Below are 16,536 nucleotides of genomic sequence, written 5' to 3' on the forward strand. Positions count from 1 at the left end.
CCGGCCGGTGCATCAGGATTTCGCCGCCCCGGGCGCGGACCGCGTCGGCCACGGCGGGCGGCAGGCTGCCGATGCCGCCGTCGAGCCCCATGAAGACCGGGCCGGACGCGGGGGTGGCACGCTCCTGGAGCGAGCGCACGGCGGCACCGAGCGTGGGGTTGCTGCGGGCGGCCTCGTAGAGGGCGGGGACCGCGGCGCGCATCGAGGTGCGGTAGACGTCTCCCGCGTAGACCCCGCCGAGCAGCGGCTCGACGAGCCGGTCGACGACCTCGCGGCCCATCCGGCCGGCCACGTACTCGCCCAGTGCGATGTCCTCGCCGATCTCGGCGGGCGGCAGTTCGGCGTCCAGGCCGATCCGGCGCAGCCCCTCGTCGGAGAGCACGCCGCCGAGCCCGTCGGGGCCCGCCGGTACGCCCATGACATGGCCGGTGGGCATGGGGGTCAGCGTGCCCCTGTTCCAGAGGGCGGCGCCGCTGGTGGCGGGCGGCTGGAGCGCGTCCGCCAGACCGGCCTCGCGTGCGAGGGCCACGGCTTCGGGGCGCCGGGCGAGCATCGACTCGGCGCCGAGGTCGACCCGTACGCCCTCGATCTCGCCCGTGTGCAGCTTTCCGCCGACCCGGCCGGCGCCCTCCAGGACCGTCACCCGGGCCCCGGTGCCGGCCAGCCGGTGTGCTGCCGCGAGACCCGAGATCCCGCCTCCGATGACGACGACATGGGCCGCACGCGTGTCCGCATTCATGCCCCCACTCTCTCAAACCCGTTCCGGGGGCCGGACGTGACGGTTCGGAATCAGTGGCGTGGGGCGGTGTTCCGCCTCCCGCGCACGTACCGTCCAGGAGGAGTCCGGAGCGGGAAGTCCCGCCCCGGAGCGGCGACAGTCCCGGAGGGAAGCGCAATGGCAGCGGAGCGACTGGTGGTCATCGGCGGGGACGCGGCGGGCATGTCCGCCGCGTCCAGGGCCCGCAGGCTCAAGGGCCCGGATGAGCTGGAGATCACCGCCTTCGAGCGCGGCCGCTTCACCTCGTTCTCCGCGTGCGGCATCCCCTACTGGGTGGGCGGCGAGGTCGGTGAGCGCGACGACCTCGTGGCACGCACCCCCGAGGACCACCGTGCGCGCTCGATCGATCTGCGGATGCGGACCGAGGTGACGGAGATCGACGTCGGCGGGCAGCGGGTGCACGCCCGCGACCTGGAGTCGGGCGCGGCCGGCTGGACCCCGTACGACAAGCTCGTCATCGCGACGGGGGCGCGCCCGGTGCGCCCTCCGCTGCCCGGTATCGAAGCGCCGGGCGTGCACGGCGTACAGACACTGGGCGACGGCCAGGCCCTGATCGACGCGCTGCGCGCGGCGTCCGGCAGCCGGGCCGTCATCGTCGGGGCCGGGTACATCGGCGTCGAGATGGCGGAGGCGCTCCTGCACCGCGGGTACGAGGTGACGGTCCTGACCCGCGCCGCCCAGCCGATGTCCACACTCGACCCGGACATGGGCAGGCTGGTCCACGACGCGATGGACGGCATGGGCATCACCACGGTGACCGGCGCCGAGGTCACCGCGATCCGTACCGACGAGCGGGGCCGGGCCCGCGCGGTCGCCACCGGGGACACCGAATACCCGGCGGACATCGTGGTCCTGGGGATCGGTGTGGAGCCGCAGACCGACCTGGCGGCCGCCGCCGGGCTGCCGCTGGGCGAGTACGGCGGGCTGCTGACGGATCCGTCGATGCGGGTGCGCGGCCACGAGAACATCTGGGCGGGCGGCGACTGCGTCGAGGTGCTCGACCTGGTCTCCGGCCGCACCCGGCACATCGCGCTCGGCACGCACGCGAACAAGCACGGCCAGATCATCGGCGCCAACGCGGGCGGTGACTACGGCACCTTTCCCGGTGTCGTGGGCACCGCGGTGAGCAAGGTGTGCGATCTGGAGATCGCCAGGACCGGGCTGCGCGAGAAGGACGCGGACGCGGCCGGGCTGCGGTACGTCACGGCGACCATCGAGTCGACGAACAGCGCGGGCTACTACCCGGGCGCGGCCCTGATGACGGTGAAGATGCTCGCCGAGCTGCGGACCGGGCGGCTGCTCGGCACCCAGATCGTGGGGCGGCAGGGCGCGGCGAAGCGGGTGGACATCGCGGCCGTCGCGCTGACCGCGGGGATGACGGTGGAGCAGATGGTCGCGCTCGACCTGGGGTACGCGCCGCCGTTCTCACCGGTGTGGGACCCGGTGCTGGTCGCGGCGCGGAAGGCGGTCACCGAGGTGCGCGGGGCGGGCGCGTAGGGCCCGGCGGTCACGCTCGGGCGCAGGCCCTTGGCCCGGCGATCACGTTCCCGGTGCGGTGGACGGTACGTGCCGCCCGCCGCACCGGGAGCGTACGGAGCTTCAGCGGGCCGTACGGGTGTGGACGTGCTCCACCAGCCGGGTCAGCGCGTCGGGGTCGGTCGTCGGCAGGACGCCGTGACCGAGGTTGAAGACATGCCCTTCGAGCCCCTCGGCCGCGGCCAGCACCTCGTCCGCCTTGGCCGCGACGGCCTGCGGGGTGGAGAAGAGGACAGCCGGGTCGAGGTTGCCCTGGAGCGCCTTGCCGGGGCCGACCCGGCGGGCGGCCTCGTCCAGCGGCACCCGCCAGTCGACGCCGACGACATCCGCGCCGGCCTCGCCCATCAGCCCGAGCAGCTCGCCGGTGCCGACACCGAAGTGGATGCGCGGCACACCGTACGGAGCCACCGCGTCGAAGACCTTCGCCGAAGCGGGCAGCACCGAGCGCCGGTAGTCGGCCGGGGCGAGCGCCCCCACCCAGGAGTCGAAGAGCTGGACGGCGCTCGCGCCCGCCTCGATCTGGATACGGAGGAAGGCGGAGGTGATGTCGGCGAGCCGGTCGAGCAGGTCGGCCCAGAGCTCCGGGTCGCCGTACATCATCGCCTTGGTGTTCTCGTGGTTGCGGGACGGGCCGCCCTCCACGAGGTAGCTGGCGAGCGTGAAGGGCGCACCGGCGAAGCCGATGAGCGGTGTCCCGCCCAGCTCGGCCGTGAGCATGCCCATCGCCTCGGTGACGTACCAGACGTCGGCGGGCTCCAGGTCGCGCAGCTGCGCGAGGTCGGCGCGGGTGCGGACCGGCCGGGCGATCACCGGGCCCACCCCGGGCTTGATGTCGAGGTCGATCCCGATGGCCTTGAGCGGTACGACGATGTCGCTGAAGTAGACCGCGGCGTCCACCTTGTGGCGGCGGACCGGCTGGAGGGTGATCTCGGTGACCATGTCGGGCCGCGCGCACGAGTCGAGCATGGCCGTCCCCTCCCGCACCTTCAGGTACTCGGGGAGTGAGCGCCCGGCCTGCCGCATGAACCAGACAGGGGTGTAGGGCACCGGCTCACGCCTGCACGCCTTGAGGAAGACCGAGTCGGCCGGGGGGTTCTGGGCGCCCATGGGGCGGTCGTTGGCACTCACGCCGAGAAGTTTCGCATGAGCGGGGGAAGCGGTTGCCCCCGGCAGGGTGTCCTTCCCCCCGCAACTGCCTCGTTCCGCCTAGTCTTCCCGGCATGGCTGCGGCTCAAGGACGATTTTCAGATGGCGCTGACGAAATGAACAGCACGGAGACGGACACCGTCCCGCCCGCCTTCAGGCAGGCGGTCGACGCCCTGCAGTCGGCGCGCCTGCGTCCGGAGATGGAGATCGACCCGACCAAGCCGCCGCGCAAGCTCGCGCCGTACGCGTACGCGCTGGAGGCCGCGGTCGTCGAGAACGACAACGACCTGGCCGACGGCAGGCTCGTCCTGCTGCACGACCCGGCCGGGCACGACGCCTGGCAGGGCTCCTTCCGGCTGGTGACCCTCGTCCGGGCGGAGCTGGAACCCGAGATGGCCGCCGACCCGCTGCTGCCCGAGGTCTGCTGGTCGTGGCTGACCGGGGCGCTGCAGGGGCGAGGACTGTCGTACGGGGAGGCCAGCGGCACCGTCACCCGCGCCGGGTCGCACTATTTCGGCGGTCTCGCGGAGCGCAAGCCGGCCACCCAGATCGAGATCCGGGCGTCCTGGACCCCGCGCGAGGGCCTGGGCGGGGTGCCGGACGCCGGGGCGCATCTGGCCGCCTGGTGCGATCTGCTGTGCCAGATCGCCGGACTGCCGCCGGTCGGGCCCCCGGACGCCGGAGTGGTCTCGCTGCCGCAGCGGCGCGGACCGCGCACGCACTGACCCGCACCCGCACGTCCTGACACCCACCCACACACGCCCGCACCCTGGCGTACGCGCTGACACGCACTGATACATGCACCGGCACACACGGGCACAGGCGGACGGGTGGTCGCGCGGTGGCGCACGGACCGTCGCTCCGGCAACCACTCCCCCGCGTACGCCCGCGCACTACCCGAGGCCCCGGTCCGCGCGCCGCGTGACGCGCCGATCGACGCAACCCCCGCACGAACAGCGACTTCGCGGACGCGGGCATCTTTCGAATGATCGGTCAGGCATCCGATTTGCCCGAATTGTTACTCACTAATTCGTGATCATTCTCTAAAGGCAAGCGGGTTTGCTGCCGAAGAAGTCTGTGACCCTTCAAGCACGGTTCGCCCCCGGCTCTTCCCCCGGCCGGCACTCGTTCCGCACCTTCCCAGGAGGCCTGGTGTCCGTTCTCCTTGAGCAGCCCGCAAGCCTGGTCGCCTACCGCCCGAACAAGCCGACGGCCATGGTCGTCGTGGCCGACCCACGCGTCCGCTCCACCGTCACCCGCCATCTGTGGGCCCTTGGAGTACGTGACGTCATCGAGGCATCGTCCATCGCGGAGGCCCGTCCCCGCGTCGGCAAACCACGTGACATCTGCGTGGCCGACGTCCACCTGCCCGACGGTTCCGGGCTGACCCTGCTGTCCGAGACCCGGGCCGCAGGCTGGCCCAACGGTCTGGCACTGTCCGCCGCCGACGACATCGGCGCCGTGCGCAACGCCCTCGCGGGCGGCGTCAAGGGCTATGTCGTCACCGGCACCCGCAACAACATCGGCCATCCCACCCGGCCCGGTGCCGCCCCCATCGGCGCCGCCCGGATGCAGCGCCGCCCCCCGGGTACCCCGAGCCACCCGGGCGGCTACCGCGAGCTCTCCGGCCGTGAGGTCGAGGTGCTGCGCCTGGTCGCCGAAGGCCAGTCCAACAAGGCCATCGGCGTCTCCATGGGGCTCTCGGCCCTCACCGTCAAGAGCCACCTCGCCCGCATCGCGCGCAAGCTCGGCACGGGCGACAGGGCCGGGATGGTCGCGGTGGCACTCCGTACCGGAATCATCCACTGACCCGGTCCGCCCGGCAGGGCGGCCCGTGACACGGCACTGACTGGTTTCAGCCCCCTCGGCACCCGTCGACGCAGCGTTACGTCGGCGGGTGCTGTGTGTTCACCGATACCCTTGACGGGTGACCGACGCTCAAGAGACCGCAGCAGAGACAGCACTGCGAACCACCGGGGGCGCTCCCCCGGCCGACGTCGAACAGGCGCCGATCCCCTTGCTGGAGCCCCGCGAGGGCATTCCGCCGGTGGTTGCCACCGATGAGGCACTGGCCGATGTCGTCGCGGCGTTCGCCGCGGGGACCGGGCCTGTCGCCGTCGACGCCGAGCGCGCGTCCGGCTACCGGTACGGCCAGCGCGCCTATCTGGTGCAGCTGCGCCGCGAGGGCGCGGGCAGCGCGCTCGTCGACCCGGTCGGCTGCCCCGACCTCTCCGCCCTCGGCGCGGCCATCGCCGACGCCGAGTGGGTGCTGCACGCCGCCACGCAGGACCTCCCCTGCCTGCGGGAAATAGGCATGATTCCCAGCCGGATCTTCGACACCGAGCTGGCCGGGCGCCTGGCGGGCTTCCCGCGGGTCGGCCTCGGCGCGATGGTCGAGAGCGTGCTCGGCTTCACACTGGAGAAGGGCCACTCGGCGGTCGACTGGTCGACCCGGCCGCTGCCCGAGCCCTGGCTGCGCTATGCCGCGCTCGACGTGGAGCTGCTGGTGGACCTCCGGGACGCCCTGGAGGAGGAGCTGGACCGGCAGGGGAAGCTGGGCTGGGCGATGGAGGAGTTCGACGCCATCGCGTCGGCGCCGCCCGCCCCGCCGCGCAAGGACCCCTGGCGCCGCACGTCGGGGATGCACAAGGTCCGCAGGCGCCGTCAGATGGCGGTCGTACGGGAGCTGTGGACCACCCGGGACGCGGTGGCGCAGCGGCGCGACGTCTCCCCCGGGAAGGTCCTCGGCGACGGTGCCATCGTCGAGGCGGCCCTCGGCCTCCCGGTGAATCTCCAGGAGCTCACCGCGCTGCCCGGTTTCGGCCACCGTATGGGCAAGCGCCAGCTGGAACAGTGGCAGGCCGCCGTCGACCGGGCCAAGGCGCTCCCGGACGCCGCGCTTCCGCAGCCGGGCCGGCAGGTGGCGGGACCGCCGCCGCCGCGCGCCTGGGCCGACAAGGACCCGGCGGCCGCGGCCCGGCTCTCCGCGGCGCGGGCGGCCGTGTCGGCCCTCGCCGATGAACTGAACATGCCGCAGGAGAATCTGATGACCCCGGACACGGTGCGCCGGGTGTGCTGGGAGCCGCCGCGCGAGCGGACGGTGGAGAAGGTCTCGGCGGTCCTCGCCGGGCTCGGCGCGCGGAACTGGCAGATCGAGCAGGTCGCCCCACTGCTGACCGCCGCGGTCCAGGACCCGCCCGCCCAGAGCTGACGCCCCGGGTCTGCGGCGAGGCCGCCGCGGACCCGGACATCACCACCCCCTGCGTCCGGTACGTCCGGCAGCCGGTGGACCACGCGCACGCCGAAGGGCCGGACATCGGCGGACACGACCCGTGCCCGCGGGGCTTCGACTGCCCAACTCCGGACAAGTAGAGCGGACTGCCCGATCTCTCCGGCTCGGAGAAGACCGGGTAACCGCTATTTCTGGCCGAATTCCAGAACACCCAGGTCCTGGACCTGGCCGTCGGCGACGCCGGGGGCTCCTTCACTGCTCCGTCCGGCGTGTGACCTTCGACGCTCCCGCCCCAAGGACTGGGCAGCATGGTTACCCGTGGGTAGCATGGCCTTGTGCAGCGCGCCCCGGCGTGCCCGCAGCAGCAGTGCCATCCCGCACCCTGGAGGAGAGCCATCGTGCCTCGTACCATCCGGGACGTCGTCTTCGTCGACGGCGTCCGCACCCCGTTCGGCAAAGCGGGCCCGAAGGGCATCTACCACGAGACCCGCGCCGACGATCTCGTCGTGAAGGCGATCCGGGAGCTGCTGCGCCGCAACCCGGATCTCGACCCCGCGAAGATCGACGAGGTGGCCATCGCGGCCACCACGCAGATCGGCGACCAGGGGCTGACCCTCGGGCGCACCGCGGGCATCCTGGCCGGGCTGCCGCAGTCCGTGCCCGGCTTCTCCGTCGACCGCATGTGCGCGGGCGCCATGACCGCCGTGACCGCGACCGCAGGATCGATCGCCTTCGGCGCGTACGACATCGTCCTCGCGGGCGGCGTCGAGCACATGGGACGCCACCCGATGGGCGAGGGCGTCGACCCGAACCCGCGGTTCGTCTCCGAGAAGCTGGTCGACGAGTCCGCCCTCTTCATGGGCATGACCGCGGAGAACCTGCACGACCGCTACCCGACCATCACCAAGCAGCGCACCGACGAGTACGCGGTGCGCTCGCAGGAGAAGGCCGCCAAGGCGTACGCCAACGGCAAGATCCAGCAGGACCTGGTGCCCGTGTCGGTGCGCCGTACCAACCCCGAGGCCGGCGAGACCGGCTGGGGCCTGGCCACCGCCGACGAGCCGATGCGTCCGGGCACCAGCCTGGAGTCGCTCGCCGGTCTCAAGACGCCGTTCCGTGCGCACGGCCGGGTCACCGCCGGCAACGCCGCGGGGCTCAACGACGGCGCCACCGCCTCGCTGCTCGCGTCCGAGGAGACCGCGCGCGAGCTCGGGCTGCCGGTCAGGATGCGTCTGGTGTCGTACGCGTACGCGGGTGTCGAGCCCGAGGTCATGGGGTACGGCCCGATCCCGTCGACCGAGAAGGCCCTCGCCAAGGCCGGCCTCTCCATCGACGACATCGGCCTCTTCGAGATCAATGAGGCGTTCGCCGTCCAGGTGCTCGCCTTCCTGGAGCACTACGGCATCGCCGACGACGACGCGCGGGTCAACCAGTACGGCGGCGCCATCGCCTTCGGTCACCCCCTCGCCTCGTCCGGTGTGCGGCTGATGACGCAGCTGGCGCGGCAGTTCGAGGAGCAGCCCGAGGTCCGCTACGGCCTGACCACCATGTGTGTCGGCTTCGGTATGGGCGCATCGGTCATCTGGGAGAACCCCCACTTCGACACCACCGCCGGAGGCACCAAGTGAGCACCACCACCTCCGATCTCCTGAAGGGCGCGGCCGAGCTGTTCCCCGGCGAGGTCGTCACCCAGGCACACGTACGCCACCTCGAACTGCCGGGCGGCGCGGGCAGGTTCGCGCTCATCACGCTCGACAACGGCCTGGACCACACCAAGCCGACCACCTTCGGCCCGCAGTCGCTGGCGAACCTCGACGCCGCCATCGACCAGGTCGAGAAAGAGGCCGCCGACGGTGCGATCGTCGGTATCGGCATCACGGGCAAGCCGTTCATCTTCGCGGTCGGCGCCGACCTCAAGGGTGTCGAGCTGCTGAAGAACCACTCGGACGCGCTCGCCATCGGCAAGGGCGGCCACGACGTCTTCAAGCGGCTGTCCACGCTGGCCGTCCCCACCTTCGCGTACTACAACGGCGCGGCGATGGGCGGTGGCGTCGAGGTCGGTCTGCACTGCGCCTACCGCACGGTGACCAAGTCGCTGCCCGCCTTCTCGCTCCCCGAGGTCTTCCTCGGTCTGGTACCCGGCTGGGGCGGCTGTGCGCTGCTGCCCAATCTGATCGGCGCGGACCGCGCGGTCTCGGTCATCATCGAGAACTCGCTGAACCAGAACCGGCAGTTGAAGGGCAAGCAGGTCCACGAGCTGGGGATCGCCGACGCGATCTTCGAGGGCGCCGACTTCCTGGAGCAGTCGCTGATCTGGACCTCCGCGGTCCTGCGCGGCGAGATCGAGGTCGTACGCCCGGAGATCGACCGCGGCGACGCCTGGGACCAGGCCGTCGAGCGCGGCAGGGCCATCGCCGACTCCAAGGTGCACGGCGCGGCCCCGGCCGCCTACCGCGCCCTTGACATCATCGCCGCCGCCAAGGACGGCGACCTGGACCGGGGCTTCGCCTCGGAGGACCAGGCCCTCGCCGACCTGATCATGGGCGGCGAACTGCGCAGCGGCATCTACGCGTTCAACCTGGTCCAGAAGCGCGCCAAGCGCCCGGCCGGCGCCCCGGACAAGAACCTGGCTCGCCCGGTCACCAAGGTCGGCGTCGTCGGCGCCGGCCTGATGGCCTCGCAGCTGGCGCTGCTCTTCCTGCGCCGCCTCGAAGTGCCGGTGGTGCTCACCGACATCGACCAGGAGCGTGTCGACAAGGGTGTGGGCTATGTGCACGCCGAGATCGACAAGCTGCTGCTGAAGTCCCGTATCAACCAGGACAAGGCCAACCGCCTCAAGGCCCTGGTGAGCGGTGTGCTCGACAAGGCCGAGGGCTTCGCGGACGCCGACTTCATCATCGAGGCGGTCTTCGAGGAGATCGGCGTCAAGCAGCAGGTGTTCGCGGAGGTCGAGGCGGTCGCCCCGGCGCACGCGATCCTCGCCACCAACACCTCCTCGCTCTCGGTCTCCGAGATGGCGTCGAAGCTGAAGCACCCCGAGCGGGTCGTCGGCTTCCACTTCTTCAACCCGGTCGCGATCCTGCCGCTCCTGGAGATCGTCCGCGGCGAGCAGACCGACGACGCCTCGCTGGCCACCGCGTTCGGTGTGGCGCGGAAGCTGAAGAAGACCGCGGTCCTGGTGAAGGACGCCCCGGCGTTCGTCGTCAACCGCATCCTCACCCGCTTCATGGGCGAGATCCAGAACGTCATCGACGAGGGCACCCCGGTCGAGGTCGCCGAGAGGGCCGTCGAGCCGCTCGGCCTTCCGATGTCGCCGCTGGTGCTGCTCGAACTGGTCGGCCCCGCCATCGGTCTGCACGTCTCGGAGACCCTGCACCGCGCCTTCCCCGAGCGCTTCACCGTCTCGGAGAACCTGGCCGCCGTCGTCAAGGCGGGCAAGCGCGGCTTCTACGTCTACGAGTCGGGCAAGCCCGAGCTGGACCCGGAGGTCGCCGCACTCCTCAAGCAGGGCACGTCGGTGCTCTCCGAGGAGCAGACCCGCGACCGTGTCCTGGACGCGGTGGCGCAGGAGATCGGTCTGATGCTGGAGGAGGGTGTCGTGGCCGAGGCCCAGGACATCGACCTCTGCCTGATCACCGGCGCCGGCTGGCCCTTCCACCTGGGCGGCATCACGCCGTACCTGGACCGTGAGGGCGTGTCGACGCGGGTGAACGGCAAGCCGTTCCTCGCCCGCGGTGTCGCGAGCATCCCTGCCTGACCCGGGCCGCTCCGGACCACCGGAGCCCCTCGCGCGTGTGCCCGTCCCGGTGATCCCGGGGCGGGCACTCGCCGTTGAGGAGGGGGAATGGTGGTGGGACACGATGGTCTTTCCCCGGGTTCGTGGGAGTGGGGAGCCGACGGCCTGCCGGAGGGCGGCCAGGCCGGTGGGTATCTCGCCGCGGGGCGGCCCGTAGCACGGCATGGTGGTCGGTCGGTCAGAGTTCGCTCCCGACCAGTGAGGTCCGACGTGCTCACACCAGGCGGCCGCCCGTCACTCGGGTGGCGGCCTGCTTGAGCCTGCTGAGCAACGGGACGATCTCGACATGGGCCACTCCGGGGAGGCTGCCCAACTGCTCAGTGACATAGCTGAAGAGTTCGGTGCTGTCGCGGCAGGTCACCGCGGCCACGATGTTCGCGGCGCCCGTGACCGCGGCGACCCAACTGGTCTGTCGATCAGCGGAGAGCGTTTCGCAGACCGCGACGATCCGGTCCGGTGAGACATGGAGGAGCAGCGTGGCCGAGGTGTGGTAGCCGAACGCTTCCAGCATCACGTCCACGTCCACTGTGACCGCGCCACTGTCCAGTAGCGCCTGGAGACGGCCTCTGACGCGCGAGAGCGGCCAGTCGAGGGTGCGGGCCAGTGCTGACGCGGTGGCTCTGCCGTCCTTGCTCAGTTCCTCCAACAGCGGGCGGTCTCCGGGGAGGACCGGACTGTACGTCGCCTTCCGTCGGCGTGGATCGCAGCCCTGAAGAAGATCTCGTTTCGCGTCCTCCCCCAGCGGTTCCTCGAAGCCCGACCATTCGGCAGGGCCGCCGGAGTACGAGTGCAGCACCAGGTGGGTGGTGAACGAGAGCACTTCTGATGTATGCGAGATCCGGGGCAGCACTCCCGTGCCTCCCGCAGTATCGGCGGGCAGGCTCGTGGTGCACATCAGCTCCGCGCCGCCGGAGTGCAGAGCGACCCAAAAGACATCGTTGCGTGCGGCCAGCGCATTGCCGAGGCGTGCGGCGGCAGCGGGGCGGCACTGCAACCGCAGCAGCCAGAGCGGATGTCTGGCGGAGGCGGCCGCCTCGCTGACCAGGACGCGGAGCACACCTGCCTCGCGCATGGTGCGGTAGCGGCGGGTCACGGTCTGCTCCGATACCCCCACCACCTCGGCGATTCGTCTCATCGGGGCTCGCCCGTCGAGCATGAGGCATTGGAGGATCTGCTGATCTACAACATCCATCACAGAAGTTTCGTTCATCTGGGCGGATCACATGGGAGTTATTGGCAAGTTCCAGTCGCCTTCCTGGAGCTTTCTCCGTTGCGTGGCGAACACTCGGTGCATGAGCGTTTTGAACCACCAGATCGTCCGGTCCCGCGACGCAGGGGCCTCCGCCCGTTTTCTGGCCGACATGATGGGCTTCGGGCTTCCGGTGCAGCTGGGCCACTTCGTGATGGTGCGCGTGAGCCCTGACGTCACCTTCGATTTCATGAGCACCGACCGCGACATCACGGCGCAGCACTACGCCTTCCTGGTCAGCGAGGCGGAGTTCGATGTGATCTTCGCCCGGGTTCAGGAGCGGGGCCTGGAGTACTGGGCTGACCCCCGGCATCAGGACGCGGGGCACATCAACCGCCTCGACGACGGCCGCGGCGTCTACTTCAACGACCCCAGCGGTCATGAGCTGGAGATCGTCACACGCCCCTACGGCAGTGGCGGGCTCGATGCCGAGCACGTCAACCCGCTGTTGGTCGAGGAGATCACGGTGAACGGGAAGTTGCCGGATCTGTCAGCACCGAGCCGTTGACCGACCCTCCCCTCGTCCAGGTCCCGATCGCCGGCACCCGGCCGAACCGTGCGGGCAGGCCCACGGCTCGGTGGGTCGTCGAACAGGCCGCCGGGAGCGGCGTCCTCGGCATCGAGGCCGTCGGCCTGCCGAGACCGACCTGGGTCACAGACCGCGCGGCAGCCTGCATCGCGGCCTGAACCGAGCGCCGGATCACCCCGCCAGTCTCCGAAAGAGAGCCATCATGCCGAAATTCCACGAGTTGGACGCCCGCGTTGCCCTCGCTGACCAGCTCAACGAGGAGGGCGGACCGGTCATCCTCGTCAACGTCCTGTCCGTCGCCCCCGAAGATGTCGACCAGCTGCTGCTGGCCTGGTCCACCGACGCGGCCGCTCTGAAGAACCAACCGGGCTTCATCTTCACCCAGTTGTACCGCGGTATCGCAGGCAGCAGCACGTTCCTCAATCACGCCGTCTGGGAGTCGACGGACCACTACCGTGCGGCCCGGCTCGACGACAGCGTGCGCGCGGCCGCTCGCGAGCTCTACCCGGCCAGCCTCGTCGCCACCCCGCACCTGTTCCGAGCGCAGGCCGTGCCGGGGATTTGCGTCGCCTGACGCATTGGCGCGCACCGCACGGCAAGGGCAGTAAACGCCGCACAACAGCCCCTGCAGTCCTCAGCCCGCGTCTGCGTCGGGCACGCCAACGCCGGCCCACGGCAGTGGGCCCCGATGCGCCGGTGCACCGGACGCCGCGACGCCTTCGCCCGGACCGGCGAGCGATCAGCGGACTGATCTCCGACCGGGCCGTGGAACGGCCCACCCGCGAGCACAGCACCGGACCGATGGTGCGGGGTCAGCGCAGCGGCAGGCTTTCGAGGGTGAAGACCGGGCTGGTCAGCGGATCGCCGTAAAGGAAGGTGTCCATCTGGGAGTTGGTCACCAGCAGCTGGTCCTGGCGCACGGCGACGCCGGTGGTGGTGTCGGCCCCGGGGAAGGTGCGGGCGGAGAGGACGTCGGCCCGGGTGGCGTCGCCGGACAGCCGCACGACGTCGACCTCGTTGTTCACGGAACGGGCGACGTACAAGGTGTTCCCTTGCCGTGTTATCCCGTCGGCGCCGGCCAGGGCTGGTGCGGCGATCTTGTGGATCTCGCCGGTGGCGAGGGTGAGCCGGTAGAGCGCGCCGCTGTACCAGTAGCCGATGATCAACGACTTGCCGTCGGGGGTGGTGACGATGCCGTTGCCGTTGGACTGGCCGGCCACGTAGTCCGGCAGGCGGTAGGCCACCTCCAGGGCCCGATGGGCGCCGGTGGCGGGGGCGTTCACCTCGGCGGCCGGGATCCGGTAGACGACGGCGCGGAAGGAGTCGGTGATGTAGACGTCCCCGTCGGGGGTGACAGTCGCGTCGTTGACGAGGGTCGGCTCGCCCGTGTCGGCGACGGTGTAGGAGGAGACGAGTTTCCCGGTGTTCGTGTAGACGAAGAAACGCCCGGTGAAGGCACCGGCGACCAGCAGGCGGTTGCCGGTCGTCTTGATCCCGGTGGCCTGGGTACGGCCGTCCTGGCCGCCCGGCAGAAAGGGGTTGAGCGTCTTCGCCCCGGGGCGCCCACGATAGACGGTGCCGTCGGCGATGCTGGCGGTGTAGACGTAGTGGCGGTCGGCCGCGACGCTCTCCGGGAAGGCCCGGCTGCCGTTGACCGTGATCGTGCGGCCGTCGCCCTCACGGTTATGGGCGGGCGGGGTATGGGCGGGAGCGGCGACGGCGGGAAGCGTGGGAGCCGCCAGGGTGGCGGACGTCGCGATGAGGGCGAGGAGCGCGCGCCGCCAAGCGGAGTGCGCGGTGGTGCGGGTGGACATCGTGCAGGACCTTTCCCTGGGGAACCGGAGGGACGTGGACAAGTGGGGAAAGGGGACGTGCGCCGGCTCGGCGGGCAGGCCGGCGCCGGCGACAACCATCGACATGGAGGCCCCCCTTCCTGCCGCGGACCTCCCGCGGCACGAACCCCAGGATGACCTGGTCACTCTCCTTTGGTAAGGGACCACTTCCAGGTAAGGTGACCACCCGGACGAAAGCATCGAGGTGAGCACAGTGGCGACCGCTGAGGATGTGATCGAGCCCATACCGTCATGGGACCCGTACGCGCGCGGCTGCCCCTCGCGTGACGTGCTCGACCAGATCGGCAGCAAGTGGGCGGTTCTCGTACTGGGCGAACTCGGCAAGCACGGAGCGTGCCGGTCCACCCAACTGCGGCACCGGCTGGCGGGAGTGAGCGAGAAGATGCTCACCCGGACGCTGCGCACCCTCGAACGCGACGGACTGGTCCTGCGGACGGTGTACCCGGAGGTCCCGGCCCGCGTGGAGTACGAGTTGACCCCGCTCGGCCAGACGCTGCGCGATCCCCTGAGGGCGCTCACGGAGTGGTCGGTACGGCACATCGAGGAAGTCCTCGCCGCCCGTGAGGAGTACGACGGCCGCACCACGAGACGCTAGTACTGCAACGGTCTGTGTCGTTCCGAACGGAAACGGTGCGGACGGTGCCGCTGGCACATGGGCTGACGTCGTCACCGACCGGATACGGGTGCTGGGCCCAGCGGCCTCGTGGGATACGTACGAGTGTCTGCCAAGGGGCAGTTGCCCGACCGGCAGAGCCGGGACCCCGGAGGAAAGCAGCCGTCGCCGAGCTGAAGCAGTAGAGGGAGGGAAGTTACCCGGTGACCACCGGGTGGCTGTCACCGCCTGCGGCCCAGAACGTGTCGTGCCGATGGGGCTGCCGTTCCTCGCAGGTCTCCTTCGGTGGCCGAGCGAGCACCACCCTGGCCTTGTGCCGGAGGCCGTAGACCTCCACCACCGCTTGCCCGTCAACGGGTGCGGCCTGTAGAGGATCCGGACCGGTTCCCGCTGGTTCAGCAGCGGCCCGGAGCGCGGCGCAAGCGGCGGCGGCGGTACGGCGCTGCTCGGTGCCGCGGCCCCGGCGGGCGCGGCCGCAACGAGCAGCGCCGCGGCGGATCCCCCTTGGCGCACACCAGCACGACAGACACACACAGGACGCACACATTTGCCTATATGCTCTGGTGCCAATCGAAACCGGCGGCAACGACGTCCCCCCTTTTTCGCGCCGTCGCACCCGACCGATCGCCAGTCCCCCCATGCCAGACGCGGTCGTCACTCCGCCACAACCGCCGATTCCCGGGATCAGAGGACAACCACGGCATGACTGAGGCCACCACCACCCCGCCCCACTCACGCAAGGCCCCCCGGCAGCGCCGTCGTGGGCTCCGCATCGCTCTGCTCGTACTCCTGGTGCTGGTCCTCGCCGCGGGCGGGACCGCATGGTGGCTGTACAGCAGCCTGAACGGCAACATCAAGGGCGTCGACATCAACAAGTCGCTCGGCAAGGACCGTCCGGAGAAGCTGCCCACCACCGGGCAGAACCTGCTGGTCCTGGGGTCCGACTCACGGGCCGGGGAGAACGGGAGGATCGCGGGCGGCAACGTCAGCGGGGCCCGCTCCGACACCGCGCTGGTGATCCATGTGCCCGAGGGGCGCAGCAGGGCGACCGCGGTCAGTATCCCGCGGGACACCCTGGTGACCCGGCCCGAGTGCGCCAAGCCGGACGGCTCGTCGATGCCCGCCGCGCACCGGGTGATGTTCAACTCGGTCTACTCGCAGGTCGGTCCGGCCTGTGTGGTGAAGACCGTGGAGCAGATGTCCCATGTACGGATCGACCACTACATGGAGATCGACTTCGCCGGTTTCAAGGGACTCGTGGACGCGATGGGCGGGGTGACCGTCGACGTCCCGCAGGACATCCACGACGGAGCGGGCGGCCTCAGCCTCAAGGCGGGTCCGCAGAAGCTGAACGGCACCCAGTCCCTGGAGTTCGTACGGACCAGGCACGGCATAGGGGACGGCAGCGACCTGGGCAGGATCGGGCTCCAGCAGCAGTTCCTGCTCGACCTGTTGAGCGAGGTGCAGAAGCAGGACATGCTGAGCAGCCCCTCCAAGACGTACAAGATCGCCAACTCCGCGACCAAGTCCCTGACCACCGACTCGGATCTGGCCTCGCTCACCTCGCTCGCCGAGTTCGCCCGCAGCATGAAGGGCGTCAACCCGGACACCATGGAGACGATCATGCTCCCGGTGGCGTACGACAAGACCGACCCCAACCGCGTGGTGGCGGCCGAGCCGCAGGCCACCCAGTTGTGGAAGGCGATCCGCACGGACACCGAGGTCCCCGATGCGGCGAAGAAGTCCCCGGCACACGGCGGTTGACCGTCGCGGCCCGGCCTCCGGGGCTGCTGCCGCCCAGAAC

General features: G+C 70.7%; 14 protein-coding genes and 1 pseudogene. 11 read left to right on the forward strand and 4 right to left on the reverse strand.

From position 1 onward, the window contains the following. Positions 1-739: protoporphyrinogen oxidase (gene hemG, locus G3I19_RS03620; protein ID WP_164259395.1), on the reverse strand; the 739-nt coding region annotated here is incomplete at its 3' end. 156 nt (positions 740-895) lie between these two features. Here hemG and G3I19_RS03625 point away from each other — a divergent pair. Then, positions 896-2,275 (forward strand): FAD-dependent oxidoreductase, encoded by a 1,380-nt coding sequence (locus G3I19_RS03625; RefSeq protein WP_164259396.1) that lies wholly within the window; start codon positions 896-898, stop codon positions 2,273-2,275. 102 nt (positions 2,276-2,377) lie between these two features. Here the strand turns inward: G3I19_RS03625 and hemE are convergent, their stop codons facing one another. Then, positions 2,378-3,442, reverse strand: a complete 1,065-nt coding sequence (hemE, locus tag G3I19_RS03630) for a uroporphyrinogen decarboxylase (RefSeq protein WP_164259397.1) — start codon at positions 3,440-3,442, stop codon at positions 2,378-2,380. A 92-nt stretch (positions 3,443-3,534) separates the two neighbouring features. Between hemE and G3I19_RS03635 the strand changes: the two genes are divergently transcribed. The 5 genes from G3I19_RS03635 to G3I19_RS03655 all read left to right on the forward strand — a co-directional run bounded on the left by G3I19_RS03635 (position 3,535) and on the right by G3I19_RS03655 (position 10,449). Beyond that, positions 3,535-4,185 carry a DUF3000 domain-containing protein gene (locus G3I19_RS03635; protein WP_164259398.1) on the forward strand — a complete coding sequence of 217 codons (651 nt, stop codon included), beginning with the start codon at positions 3,535-3,537 and terminating at the stop codon, positions 4,183-4,185. A gap of 427 nt (positions 4,186-4,612) precedes the next feature. Next, on the forward strand, positions 4,613-5,269 hold the full coding sequence (locus G3I19_RS03640; protein WP_164259399.1) for a response regulator transcription factor: 657 nt from the start codon (positions 4,613-4,615) through the stop codon (positions 5,267-5,269). A gap of 118 nt (positions 5,270-5,387) precedes the next feature. Next, entirely contained in the window at positions 5,388-6,671 is a 1,284-nt protein-coding gene (locus G3I19_RS03645) for a ribonuclease D (protein ID WP_164259400.1), read from the forward strand. 419 nt (positions 6,672-7,090) lie between these two features. Beyond that, positions 7,091-8,320, forward strand: a complete 1,230-nt coding sequence (locus G3I19_RS03650) for an acetyl-CoA C-acyltransferase (protein ID WP_164259401.1) — start codon at positions 7,091-7,093, stop codon at positions 8,318-8,320. Continuing rightward, entirely contained in the window at positions 8,317-10,449 is a 2,133-nt protein-coding gene (locus G3I19_RS03655; RefSeq protein WP_164259403.1) for a 3-hydroxyacyl-CoA dehydrogenase NAD-binding domain-containing protein, read from the forward strand. The genes G3I19_RS03650 and G3I19_RS03655 overlap by 4 nt, the downstream gene beginning before the upstream one ends. Positions 10,450-10,702: 253 nt before the next feature. Here G3I19_RS03655 and G3I19_RS03660 read toward each other — a convergent pair whose 3' ends face one another. After that, positions 10,703-11,680, reverse strand: coding sequence for an Lrp/AsnC family transcriptional regulator (locus G3I19_RS03660; protein WP_164259406.1), 978 nt, complete (start codon positions 11,678-11,680; stop codon positions 10,703-10,705). Between the two features lie 100 nt (positions 11,681-11,780). Here G3I19_RS03660 and G3I19_RS03665 point away from each other — a divergent pair. The 3 genes and pseudogenes from G3I19_RS03665 to G3I19_RS03675 form a co-directional block, all read left to right on the forward strand. Then, positions 11,781-12,158, forward strand: a pseudogene (locus tag G3I19_RS03665) (VOC family protein); the annotation flags it as partial. Positions 12,159-12,241: 83 nt separating this feature from the next. Beyond that, entirely contained in the window at positions 12,242-12,424 is a 183-nt protein-coding gene (locus tag G3I19_RS03670) for a hypothetical protein (protein WP_164259409.1), read from the forward strand. A 44-nt stretch (positions 12,425-12,468) separates the two neighbouring features. Beyond that, positions 12,469-12,840 (forward strand): antibiotic biosynthesis monooxygenase family protein, encoded by a 372-nt coding sequence (locus G3I19_RS03675; RefSeq protein WP_164259410.1) that lies wholly within the window; start codon positions 12,469-12,471, stop codon positions 12,838-12,840. Positions 12,841-13,078: 238 nt separating this feature from the next. Here the strand turns inward: G3I19_RS03675 and G3I19_RS03680 are convergent, their stop codons facing one another. Continuing rightward, positions 13,079-14,080: a hypothetical protein gene (locus G3I19_RS03680; RefSeq protein ID WP_164259412.1), complete on the reverse strand. Its 1,002-nt coding sequence runs from the start codon at positions 14,078-14,080 to the stop codon at positions 13,079-13,081. 232 nt (positions 14,081-14,312) lie between these two features. Between G3I19_RS03680 and G3I19_RS03685 the strand changes: the two genes are divergently transcribed. Together G3I19_RS03685 and G3I19_RS03690 are read left to right on the forward strand one after the other, a co-directional pair. Next, entirely contained in the window at positions 14,313-14,714 is a 402-nt protein-coding gene (locus G3I19_RS03685) for a helix-turn-helix domain-containing protein (RefSeq protein ID WP_164259414.1), read from the forward strand. Positions 14,715-15,434: 720 nt separating this feature from the next. Continuing rightward, complete coding sequence (locus tag G3I19_RS03690) at positions 15,435-16,496, forward strand: LCP family protein (protein ID WP_164259415.1); 1,062 nt, start codon at positions 15,435-15,437, stop codon at positions 16,494-16,496. Positions 16,497-16,536 lie beyond the last annotated feature (40 nt).

Origin of the sequence: Streptomyces sp. SID10853 (assembly GCF_010548145.1) — a bacterium.
In the GTDB taxonomy this organism is placed as follows: Bacteria; Actinomycetota; Actinomycetes; order Streptomycetales; family Streptomycetaceae; genus Streptomyces.